Source organism: uncultured Chitinophaga sp. (assembly GCF_937874145.1).
Taxonomy (GTDB): Bacteria; Bacteroidota; Bacteroidia; order Chitinophagales; family Chitinophagaceae; genus Chitinophaga.
Genome location: NZ_CALNBI010000230.1, coordinates 1 through 10,720, shown reverse-complemented (window position 1 = coordinate 10,720; position 10,720 = coordinate 1). Strand labels below are relative to the sequence as shown.

The 10,720-nt window shown below is 54.7% G+C and carries 10 protein-coding genes and 1 pseudogene; 3 read left to right on the top strand and 8 right to left on the bottom strand.

Translation table 11 applies throughout. The features are described 5' to 3' along the window. A partial coding sequence (locus Q0510_RS11245) for a response regulator (RefSeq protein WP_298711312.1) occupies window positions 1-389 on the bottom strand: 389 nt, incomplete at its 3' end. Between the two features lie 23 nt (window positions 390-412). Further along, the gene (locus tag Q0510_RS11240; protein WP_298711309.1) at window positions 413-1,447 is read right to left on the bottom strand and encodes a histidine kinase; all 1,035 of its coding nucleotides are present in this window, start codon (window positions 1,445-1,447) and stop codon (window positions 413-415) included. A gap of 316 nt (window positions 1,448-1,763) precedes the next feature. On the opposite strand from Q0510_RS11240, the gene dxs reads away from it, so the two are divergent. The 3 genes from dxs to Q0510_RS11225 all read left to right on the top strand — a co-directional run bounded on the left by dxs (window position 1,764) and on the right by Q0510_RS11225 (window position 6,436). Next, window positions 1,764-3,692: a 1-deoxy-D-xylulose-5-phosphate synthase gene (gene dxs / locus Q0510_RS11235; protein WP_298711306.1), complete on the top strand. Its 1,929-nt coding sequence runs from the start codon at window positions 1,764-1,766 to the stop codon at window positions 3,690-3,692. A 56-nt stretch (window positions 3,693-3,748) separates the two neighbouring features. Continuing rightward, window positions 3,749-4,804: a ferredoxin--NADP reductase gene (locus Q0510_RS11230; protein ID WP_298711303.1), complete on the top strand. Its 1,056-nt coding sequence runs from the start codon at window positions 3,749-3,751 to the stop codon at window positions 4,802-4,804. Window positions 4,805-4,888: 84 nt separating this feature from the next. Then, a complete protein-coding gene (locus Q0510_RS11225; RefSeq protein ID WP_298711300.1) occupies window positions 4,889-6,436 on the top strand; it encodes a PAS domain-containing protein in 1,548 nt (515 codons plus the stop codon). Between the two features lie 9 nt (window positions 6,437-6,445). Here the strand turns inward: Q0510_RS11225 and Q0510_RS11220 are convergent, their stop codons facing one another. The 6 genes and pseudogenes from Q0510_RS11220 to Q0510_RS11195 form a co-directional block, all read right to left on the bottom strand. Then, window positions 6,446-6,823: a hypothetical protein gene (locus Q0510_RS11220; RefSeq protein WP_298711297.1), complete on the bottom strand. Its 378-nt coding sequence runs from the start codon at window positions 6,821-6,823 to the stop codon at window positions 6,446-6,448. A gap of 178 nt (window positions 6,824-7,001) precedes the next feature. Continuing rightward, the gene (locus Q0510_RS11215) at window positions 7,002-7,715 is read right to left on the bottom strand and encodes a pirin family protein (protein WP_298711294.1); all 714 of its coding nucleotides are present in this window, start codon (window positions 7,713-7,715) and stop codon (window positions 7,002-7,004) included. 159 nt (window positions 7,716-7,874) lie between these two features. Beyond that, window positions 7,875-8,285 (bottom strand): OsmC family protein, encoded by a 411-nt coding sequence (locus Q0510_RS11210; protein WP_298711291.1) that lies wholly within the window; start codon window positions 8,283-8,285, stop codon window positions 7,875-7,877. A 115-nt stretch (window positions 8,286-8,400) separates the two neighbouring features. After that, window positions 8,401-9,030, bottom strand: a pseudogene (locus tag Q0510_RS11205) (NAD(P)H-dependent oxidoreductase). Window positions 9,031-9,053: 23 nt separating this feature from the next. Then, window positions 9,054-9,581 (bottom strand): YceI family protein, encoded by a 528-nt coding sequence (locus Q0510_RS11200; protein WP_298711288.1) that lies wholly within the window; start codon window positions 9,579-9,581, stop codon window positions 9,054-9,056. A 60-nt stretch (window positions 9,582-9,641) separates the two neighbouring features. Continuing rightward, window positions 9,642-10,520, bottom strand: a complete 879-nt coding sequence (locus Q0510_RS11195; protein ID WP_298711286.1) for a pirin family protein — start codon at window positions 10,518-10,520, stop codon at window positions 9,642-9,644. Between the last annotated feature and the right edge of the window lie 200 nt (window positions 10,521-10,720).

Below are 10,720 nucleotides of genomic sequence, written 5' to 3'. Positions count from 1 at the left end.
TGGATGTCCGTGGTCGCCGCGGCGATGCGCTCCTTCTCGTCGGCCTGGTGGAGCTTATGGATGGCGTCCGCCAGCCGCTTGGGCTCGATGGGCTTCAGGAGATAATCCAGCGCGTTGTACTCGAACGCCTTGAGGGCGTATTCGTCGTAAGCGGTGGTGAAAATCACCTGCGGCGTCCTTTCCAGTTCCGCCAATAGATCAAAGCCGGTCTTATCCGGCATCTGGATGTCGAGGAAGAGGAGATCGGGCCGCAGCGACTCAATCTTTTCCATCCCGTCTTTCGCATTCACCGCTTCACCCACCACCACGATCTCGGGATGGTCTGCCAGCAACTTTTTGAGTTCGCTCCTGGCCAGTCGTTCGTCGTCTATGATCAATGCTTTTTTCATACTGTCAAAATTGGTTGACGATTTTATAATAACGGCATGAGCACTTTGGCTTCTACCGTTGCGTGGTCGATGTTTTTAATGTCGAAAGATGCCCTTTTGCCGAAGAGTATCCCCAGCCGCTGGCGGGTGGAAGCGAGGCCGAACCCTCCGCCGTTTTGCTGGTTTTCGATGAATTTACCCGTGTTGCGGATCGTGATCTCGTGGCACATGTCGTGCACATGCGACCCGATGAGGATCAACCCGCCGTTCACTTCCCGGGAGATGCCGTGCTTGATGGCGTTTTCCACCAGGGTTTGCAGCATCAGCGGGGGCACCGGGAGCTCGAGGGTTTCCGGGTCAATATCGTACTGCACCTTCAACCGCTCCTCGAACCGGATATTTTCCAATGCAAGATAATCTTTTACGATGCTCAGTTCGTTTTCCAGGCTCACCGTTTCCGCTTTGTCGGCCTGCATGGAGTTCCGGAGGATATTGCTCAGCTCCGTGATGGCCGTCCGCGCACGCCGCGGATTCTCGTCCACCAGGGCGCGGATACTGTTCAACGCATTGAAAATGAAGTGAGGATTGAGCTGGCTCTTGATCGTTTTCAGCTCCAGCGTGCGCACGGTGGCCTCCAGCTTGAGCTGCCCCAGCTGGGAGTTCCGGCTTTCCTCCACATAGTGCCAGAGGAAGTAGATCACCGCCCAGAGGGATATAAACACGGAATGCTGCAGGAACGTCTGCAGCCAGTTGCTTCGGAACGCCTCGTCCCAATGCCCCACATTCAACGCATACCAGATGCAATTGAGGATGAAGGAATCGATCGTGGCGCAAACCGCTATCCCGAAAAAGAAGTAAATGGCTACGCTCTCGAACGGCTTCTCGATCCATTTATATTTGACGATAACCGCACGGAAAGCATGTGTAATGAGTATCCCCAGCCCGGCCGTTGCCAGGAGGTAGGGAAACATCCACCAGTCCAGCTTAACGAAGAAAAACCCGTAGAAGAAGTACAGAAAGGAACACGCTCCCCACCCAAGTATCTGGCACCACCAATATTTTGACAAGCGTTTAAACATTCAGTAAAAGTTAGCAAAGTCCCGCGAGAAAACCTGCTTCATCCAAAAATACCAAGCCGCAACGCGCAGTGGAACGCAATTATTACCAATGGCGGTTAAAGCGGTTAAATGGGCGGCGGCGGGATCACCCATTATTTCAAACATGATAAATATTCATACTTAATGGTGATTATCAATGTATTACTCTTATGACACCCCGCTTACATACCCGCCGGGCCCTGCATGGAAATTGGTCCTCCCCGCGCAAATTTGCACCGGTTTGGGCCAATTTATGCAGCAGAACATGTATTTTTGAGCATTAAACCCAAAAGGTGATATGGAAATTACGGCAGGGCAATTATTAAGCCAGATCGAATACCCTTCCGATCTGCGGAAACTGAACAAGGAGCAGCTGCACCAGGTGTGTGATGAGCTGCGCCAGTTCATCATTGACGTTGTGAGCGTCCACGGCGGCCACTTCGGCGCCAGCCTTGGCGTGGTGGAGCTGACCGTAGCCCTGCATTACGCTTACAATACGCCGTACGACCAGCTCGTGTGGGACGTTGGCCACCAGGCATACGGACACAAGATCCTCACCGGCCGCAAAAGCGTTTTCCATACCAACCGCAAATACAAAGGCATCGCCGGGTTCCCGAACCGCGGCGAAAGCGAGTACGACACCTTCGGCGTGGGGCACTCCTCCACTTCCATCGGCGCCGCCCTCGGTATGGCCATCGCCTCCGCCAATAAAGGAGAACACGACCGCCAGCACATCGCCGTTATCGGCGACGGCGCCATGACCGCCGGGATGGCCTTCGAAGCCCTCAACCATGCCGGCGTTTCCAACGCCAACCTGCTGGTTATCCTGAACGACAACTGCATGTCCATCGACCCCAACGTGGGCGCGCTAAAAGAATACCTCACGGATATCACCACTTCCCAGACTTACAACAAGCTACGCGACGATGTATGGAACCTGCTCGGGAAGATGCCCATCGGCAAGAAATTCACCCGCGACATGGCGTCCAAGCTCGAAGCCAGCGTCAAAGGGGTAGTGACCAAATCCAGCAACCTCTTCGAAAGCCTGAACCTCCGGTATTTCGGGCCTATCGACGGGCATAACATCACCAAACTGGTAGATACCCTGCACGACCTGCGCAACATCCCCGGCCCCAAGCTGCTGCATGTGCGCACCGTGAAAGGCAAAGGATACGCACTGGCGGAGAAAGACCAGACCAAATGGCACGCGCCCGGACTGTTCGACAAAATCACCGGCGAGATCTTCAAGAAAGCGATTGAAAAGCCGCAACCGCCCAAATACCAGGACGTGTTCGGCCATACCATCATCGAACTGGCGGAACAGAACGACCGCATCATGGGCATCACGCCCGCGATGCCTTCCGGTTCTTCCCTGAAGTGGATGATGGAGCAAATGCCCGGCCGCGCGATCGACGTGGGCATCTGCGAACAGCACGCCGTTACCCTTTCCGCAGGCCTGGCTACCCAGGGCATGAAAGTGTACTGCAACATCTACTCTTCGTTTATGCAACGGGCATACGACCAGGTGATCCACGACGTGGCGATCCAGAACCTGCCCGTAGTATTTTGTCTCGACCGCGCGGGGCTCGTCGGGGAAGACGGCGCCACGCACCACGGGGCGTACGATATTTCTTACATGCGCTGCATCCCGAACCTCATCGTGAGCGCGCCCATGAACGAAGAAGAACTGCGCAATCTCATGTATACCGCGCAACTGCCTTCCACCACCAACCCCTTCGTGATCCGTTACCCGCGTGGCGAAGGCGTGTTGCCCGACTGGAAGCGCCCCTTCTCTCAAATCAAAATCGGCACCGGCAGAAAAATACAGGACGGCCGCGACGTTGCCATTCTTTCCCTCGGCCACCCCGGCAACTATGTTACCGAGGCGATGAAGGAACTGATGACCGACGGCCTGCAGCCCGCGCATTACGACATGCGCTTCGTGAAACCGCTCGATACCGACATGCTGCATGAGATCTTCCAGCGCTTCGACCGTGTGATTACGGTGGAAGACGGATCGCTGCAGGGCGGCTTCGGCAGTGCGGTCCTCGAATTCATGGCCGACCACGATTACAAGGCCGACGTGAAGCGCCTCGGTATCCCCGACCGCCTTGTGGAGCATGGCAAGCCTGCCGAACTGCAACGCGAGTGCGGATACGACGCCGCCGCGATCGCTTCCGCCGTACGCGCCATGCTTGAAAGCAAAATTACTGTTCAAACCAGCTGATAAAGGCCGTTCCCGGTGCTGCTGAGCCTCCCCGGCACAGCGCGCCGCATTGCACCATGCGCGACCTCTACATATCATTACGCATTACGCAGATCGTTCGCGAAACGCCCGACGTGTGGACCTACCGGTTCGAAAGCACCGACGGCAAAACTGTGAAGTACCAGGCCGGCCAGTTCCTCACCTTCCTGGTAGACCTGCACGGCACCGAATACCGGCGCTCTTATTCCCTGTGCACTACACCGGGGATCGACGACCATCTCGCGGTGACCGTAAAGCGCGTAGCCAATGGCGCCATTTCCAGGCATATTATCCGGCACTGGCAGGTAGGCGATATTGTAACCTCCCTGCTCCCTTCCGGCCGATTTGTGCTCGACAGCGAGCCCCAGGCGCAGCGCGACGTAGTTCTGCTCGGGGCGGGCAGCGGCATCACGCCTTTGTTCTCGCTGCTGCAACAAGCGCTTCACGAAGAGCAGCAATCCCATGTAACGCTGATCTACAGCAACCGCAACGAGGAGCACGCCATTTTCCGCAGCCGGATACAGGCGCTGGAAGCTTTATTCCCGGAGCGGCTCACCGTTGTCTGGATCTTCAGCGATCCCTTAGACGCCGCGCCGGGCATCCGCCGGATGAACAACATCGTGCTGGAAGCCATGGCCCCCAAACATCTGCGGCACGATCGCGACAAGGCGCTTTTCTATATCTGCGGACCGGTGGAATACATGCGCATGGCGCAGTTCACACTTACTTTCATGGGTTTCCGGCCCGACCAGCTGCATAAAGAGAATTTCGTGGTGAATACCGATGCGAAGATCGCGCGGACCGCCGTACCGGACGATTCCACCATCAAACGCGTACACCTCCGCCACGAAGGCGGATTGCAGACGCTGGAGGTTCCCGGCAACGAAACGATCCTTCATGCTGCGCTCCGCCAGCAGGTGGCATTGCCATATAGCTGCAAGGGTGGCGTATGCGGCTCCTGCATCGCCACGTGCACGGGGGGTAAAGTCTGGATGTCGGTGAATGAAGTGCTGACTGAAAAAGAGCTTGCCAAAGGTATGGTGCTCACCTGCACCGGGTATGCGCAAAGCGATGATGTAACCCTCGAATGGTAACAAACATATTTGTGTGAAATCCCCGCCTGCACGAGAAATTGGCCGGTAACGGCAAAAAGATTACCTTGTTTTTAAATTCATGTGATGCGCTTACCTGCCCTGAAGATTACGGGCATCCTGGCGGCGGCGGGCCTTACCTGGGGAATTCTTTACAGGCCGCTCCGTGTGTGGCTTTCGGGTTTATTTCCCGGCAGCGACGCGGATATCATTTTGTTCCTTGTTTTTCTTTTGATCGCATGTGTGCTCGTGTTCATCGTGGCGCGGATCGTGTTTCGCACCAGTGCTGAAATACAGGCGCCTTACCGCCAGTTTTTCAGCGAGCATCCCGTACCGATGTGGGTGTACGAATGGGGCAGCCTGCAATTCCTGGCGGTGAATGAAGCGGCGGTGATGAAGTATGGATTCAGCGATGAGGAATTTCTCAGCATGACCCTTCGCGATATCCGCGATCCTGACACCATTCCCGAGATGATGGATGATGTGAAACGTACGGACACGGCGATCACGTACCGCGGTATCTGGCAGCACCGGCGCAAGAGCGGTGAATTGTTTTACGTAGAGCTTCACTCCCGCCCCACGCTCTTCCGCGGCAAACAGGCGCGCATCGTCATGGCGCTGGATATCGATGCGGAAGTGCGGCAGATGATCGAAGCGAAAGACATCAGTTCGCGGTACGACCTCCTTGCCCAGGTGACGCCGGATTACGTGTATTACTACGACATCAAACAGAACCGCATCGCCCGGAACCACGGTCCCGTCACGCTTTTCGGCTACCGCGAAAACGAAGTCGGCGATAACGTGGAGTGGTGGAAGGAGCGCGTCCATCCGGAGGATCTCCCCCGCGTCATGCAAGCTTTTGACCTCGCCTGCACGCTCGGGAAAGACCGCCTGGAAGCTTACTACCGCTTCCGTTGCGCCAATAGCCATTACAAATACGTGTACGATCGCGGGTACATCATCTTCAACGAACAACGCCAACCTATCCGCATGATCGGTGTTATGCAGGATGTGGACGAAAGTACTCGGCAGAAGCAGGAAATCGAACTGCTGAGCCTCGTGGCCAGCCATACCGCCAACAGCGTTATCATTCTCAATGCCGCAGGCCGCATCGAATATGTGAACGAAGGCTTCCGCTTCATGACGGGGTATACGCAGGAAGATGCGGCGGGTAAATTCGTGAAAGACCTGCTGTCCGGCCCCGAAACCGACGCCGGCACCATTGCGATGATCGACGAGAAAATGGCGCGTGATGCGGCATTCGACTTCGAAATACGCAATTATAAAAAGAACGGGACACCTTATTGGGTGAAGTCGGTGGTAACGCCCGTCGTGGGCCCCGACGGGCAACTGCAGCAATACATCTTCATCCAGACTGATGTTACCGAGCGCCTCATGTTCATGCAGCGCCTGCAGGAGAACAACGATACGCTGCACGAGATCGCACGGATCAACTCACACGAGATCCGCAAGCCCGTGGCGTCGATCCTGGGCATCATGTCGATGTTCGACCTGGAGAAGAACGAGCCCGCGCTGAACGGCAGGCTGCTGGCCATGTTGCGGGAATGCAGCACGGAGCTGGACGCAACGCTGTACAAAATACAGGATAAGCTGCGCCAGACGAATCACCGGTAATATGCGGGATCAGTCGTACGATGCAAACCGGCTGAACTCGCCGGATAATTCATTGTGAAGTTTATGGAATACCTGCATGCGGTCCTGCAGGCTGCTCATGTCGTCTACGGGCCGGTCGTGGTGAATAATGGCCGGGCGGCCGTAGCCCATGTGTTTCGCCGACTGTTTCAGGTCGTGATACATTTCGTCGGCTACTTCTAATTGTCGGATGAACTGGTTTTGGAAATGTTCGATCGCCAGGGATCTCTCGGTATCGGGTTGCGGCGAGGTGGCGATTTCCTGGAGTTTGCCGCGCATGGTACGTAGGTTGGAACGTACTTGATCAACTTCTTCTTTCCAGGATGAAAACTGTGCCTGGATGTCTGTGGACTGTGCTGGTACTTCCATGATATATTGATTAAGATGACAGGATGACGATTGCGTGCATCATACTACCCTTCTTTCGCTTCAATATGCCATTCGGTGATTCCTTCGCTCAGTTCTAATTTACGACGATTTTGGTTCAGGGAAATGAAAAACCCGGTGGATTTTTTCCACCGGGCGCTGTATTTTTCGTGGATATGCGTTAAGCGAGCATGGGCACGTCCATCAGCAGCAGCTGTGCGTCTTCCGATGTTGCAACATCGAGTTGGGCGTAATTTTCAACTGCAATGGCGTCCCGCGGGCCGAGGGTTTCGCCGCCGGCCGTTACGGTACCGCCGATCACGAAGAGGTAGAGGCCGTTGCCTTCTTTTTTCGGGCTGTAGGTAAAGGACTGTCCTTTATCGAAATTGCCCAGCGAGAACCAGGCGTCCTGGTTCATGGGGAGGCCTTCTCCCGTGCCTTCCGGCGATACGACCACCTGCAGGCGGTTATGACGGTCTGCCGGTTCGAAGGTTTGCTGGTCGTAGCGCGGGGCCACGTCGCGGTTTTTCGGGAAGAGCCAGATCTGGAGGAATTTCACCGGTTCGGTTTTGCTGGCGTTGAACTCGGAGTGTTCGATGCCGCTGCCGGCGCTCATGATCTGCACGTCGTGCTGGTTGATGATCTTGTGGCGGCCCGTGGTGTCGCGGTGCTCTAGAGCGCCGCTCAGCGGGATGCTCACGATCTCCATATTGTCGTGCGGGTGCGCGCCGAAGCCCATTCCGCCCTTCACCGTATCATCATTCAATACGCGCAAAGCGCCAAAGTGAATGCGATCAGGGTTGTAGTACCCGGCGAAGCTGAAAGTGTGGCTGGACTGGAGCCAGCCGTGATTGGCAAAGCCGCGGCTGTCGGCACGGTGGATGGTTGTTTTCATATATTTGATCTCCTTTTTCTTTATACAAATCTCCGAAAAAACACCCTGCCGCACAATGGACGCGATGGCGCAAATGGTGGACTATTTTTATGTAAAACGAAAGCCGGGCGCAGTTTTGCAACTACGCCCGGCTATACGGAAGCCTACTAACGTAAACGATTAAACGAGCTTTGCGTCCATCGTGATGTTGGTGTTCAGGAGTTTGGAGATCGGGCAGTTCGCCTTCGCGTCTTCCGCGAATTCAGCAAATTTGGCTGCGTCGAGACCGGGAACGCTGGCGGTTACATCGAGGTGGATGCCGGGGATGGCGCCATTCTCGAAAGTAACGGTGGCTTTGGTATCGAGGTTATCGGGCGTGAAACCGGCGCCGGAGATCACGAAGCTCAGCTTCATGGTGAAGCAGCCTGCGTGCGCGGCGGCGATCAGTTCTTCGGGGTTGGTGCCGATGCCGGATTCGAAACGGCTGCTGAAGGAGTATTGGGTATCTTTCAGAACGCCGGAATCGGAAGACACAGTGCCTTTACCTTCTTTGCCGGTGCCTTTCCAGTTTGCGGATGCGGATCTTTTCATTGTTTGCTATTTAGGGTGAATTGTTTCGATAGAGATTAAAATTAAGGAATCCAGATTAAAAAAACCGGGTGAATTGCTCCACCCGGTTTACCTAAACCCCCAAACAACCTGTTTGTTACACTAATTCCACGAAATCTTCCAGGGGCTTTCTCACTTTCTTTGCGTGCTGCATCGTATCTTCTTCCGCGCGGAAACCAATCGCCGCAACTACCACCGTGCGCAGGTTCTTCTCTTTCAATCCCAACACTTCGTCATATGCAGCAGCATCGAATCCTTCCATGGGACAGGCGTCTATGCCTTCCACCGCACTGGCCGTCAGCAGGGTTCCCAGGGCCAGGTAGGCCTGTTTGGAAGTCCATATGGCGGCGGCGTCTTCACTGAGGCGGTTCACCGTTCCCTTCAATATATTTTCGTAACCTTTCAGGTCATCCAGTTGCAGATTCCGGGCGCCCGCGACGTGACCCATGAATGTGTCTACATGTCCGTGGTTCTAATCATCGAATCTTGCAAAGACCACGAGATGCGATGCGTCCGTTATCTGTGGCTGGTTCCAGGATACGGCTTTCAGCGCTTCCCGGACCGCCGGGTCTTTCACCACAATCACCTTGTAAGGTTGCAGGCCGTAGCTGGATGCAGACAGTCTGGTAGCCTCCAGAACCCTTTCCAACTGCGCCTCATTCAACTTCTTCGAAGGATCAAATTTCTTCACGGCATAACGCCAGTTCAGTTTCTCGAGGATATCCATTTGTCAGTTTCTTTTATGTTGAATTATGCTTGTTTGATGATCTGAACCGCAGCAATCAGGCGCACATCGTCGCTTACTACCAGTCCGCCGGCTTCTGTGGTGGCCGACCAGGACAGGCCGAAGTCTTTACGGTTGATCTTGCCGGTCAGCTCGAAACCCGCTTTGGTCTGGCCATACGGATCGATGGTGATACCGGAATATTCTACGTTCAGGGCTACGGGTTTGGTAACGCCGCGGATGGTCAGGTTGCCATTGAGGACGAAAGTGTCCGCGTCTTTCTTTTCCACACCGGTAGAGGTAAAAGTAATTTTAGGATGGTTGGCGGCATCGAAGAAGTCGGGGCTTTTCAGGTGCTCGTCGCGCTGTGTGTTTTTGGTGCTGATGCTGTTTACATCTGCTTCGAAGCTGATGGTAGCATCGGAGAAGTCGTCGTTCCCTGCGGTCACCGTGGCGTCGTAAGTGGCGAAGTGGCCGGTTACGTTGGTGATCATGAGGTGTTTTACTTTGAATTCGATTTCGCTGTGTGCGGTGTCAATTTTCCAGGTTGCCATTGTTTGTAATTTTTTAAGTTGTTTGATGAATGAGAAAGGTTCAGGTTCAGATGTTGTTGTTTAGTTCAGCCGGCCCATTTTACCGTCGTTAAAGTCGTCGATGGCCTGTATGATTTCTTCTTTGGTGTTCATCACGAAGGGGCCGTACGCGAAGATGGATTCGCGGATGGGCTCGCCGTTGAGGACCAGCAAGGTGCTGTCTTCTTCAGCTTTCACCGTGATGGTTTCGCCGTTCTGTTCGAATACCGCTATTTCCACGGCTTTGGCGGCATGCGTGCCGTTGATGGAAACCGCGCCTTTCAGTACCACGATGCCGGTATTGTAACCGTCGGGCAGGGTGAGGGTGGTTTCCGTTCCGGCAGTAAGCCGTATATCGAACAAGTTGACGGGCGTAAAGGTTTTTGCGGGACCGTTAACTCCTTCGAAATTCCCTGCGATGATGCGGGCGAAGCTGCCGTGTCCGAGGTCCTTCACGGGGATGTCGGTATCGAGGATCGACTGGTACCGGGGCGGGTCCATTTTGTGGGCCTTGGGAAGGTTTACCCAAAGCTGTGCCATTTCGAGGATGCCGCCGGTGCGGGTGAACTCGCGTTCGTGCTTTTCTTCATGGACTACGCCGGAAGCGGCGGTCATCCATTGTACGTCGCCCGGGCCGATTTTGCCGCTGTTGCCGCCGGAGTCCCGGTGCTCTAGGGCGCCCTGGTAGGCGATGGTTACGGTTTCGAACCCCCTGTGCGGGTGTTCTTCCACGCCGCGGGGCGTTTCCGAAGGCGCAAAGTAGTGAGGGGCCGCATAATCCAGCAGGAAGAACGGGCTCAGCTGCTTGCCGATCATCTTGTTGCCGCCGGGGAACAGGTTCTGCACCTTGAATCCGTCGCCAACCATGTGGGCCTGCACGCCTTGGTAAATGTGTGCTACTTGCTTTGTGGTGTGTGTCATATTTGCCTCCTTTTAAAAGACAATACAAAAGTACATGTTATAACATCTATCTGGAATGGATAGAATGATGTAATCGGTGGACTTTTTTTATTTAGTCCATACCTTTTTGACAATCAGCCTTTTACAATTAAAGCAGTTACGCCTTTGCAAGTTCCTTGAATTCCGACGGAGTTTGGTTGGTGTATTTCTTGAAAAAGCGG

Coding starts and splice junctions, on each gene's coding strand:
- Q0510_RS11220 (WP_298711297.1), bottom strand. CDS start 6,823: ATGGAAGTACCAGCACAGTCCACAGACATCCAGGCACAGTTTTCATCC.
- Q0510_RS11195 (WP_298711286.1), bottom strand. CDS start 10,520: ATGACACACACCACAAAGCAAGTAGCACACATTTACCAAGGCGTGCAG.
- Q0510_RS11240 (WP_298711309.1), bottom strand. CDS start 1,447: ATGTTTAAACGCTTGTCAAAATATTGGTGGTGCCAGATACTTGGGTGG.
- Q0510_RS11215 (WP_298711294.1), bottom strand. CDS start 7,715: ATGAAAACAACCATCCACCGTGCCGACAGCCGCGGCTTTGCCAATCAC.
- Q0510_RS11230 (WP_298711303.1), top strand. CDS start 3,749: ATGCGCGACCTCTACATATCATTACGCATTACGCAGATCGTTCGCGAA.
- dxs (WP_298711306.1), top strand. CDS start 1,764: ATGGAAATTACGGCAGGGCAATTATTAAGCCAGATCGAATACCCTTCC.
- Q0510_RS11200 (WP_298711288.1), bottom strand. CDS start 9,581: ATGGCAACCTGGAAAATTGACACCGCACACAGCGAAATCGAATTCAAA.
- Q0510_RS11210 (WP_298711291.1), bottom strand. CDS start 8,285: ATGAAAAGATCCGCATCCGCAAACTGGAAAGGCACCGGCAAAGAAGGT.
- Q0510_RS11225 (WP_298711300.1), top strand. CDS start 4,889: ATGCGCTTACCTGCCCTGAAGATTACGGGCATCCTGGCGGCGGCGGGC.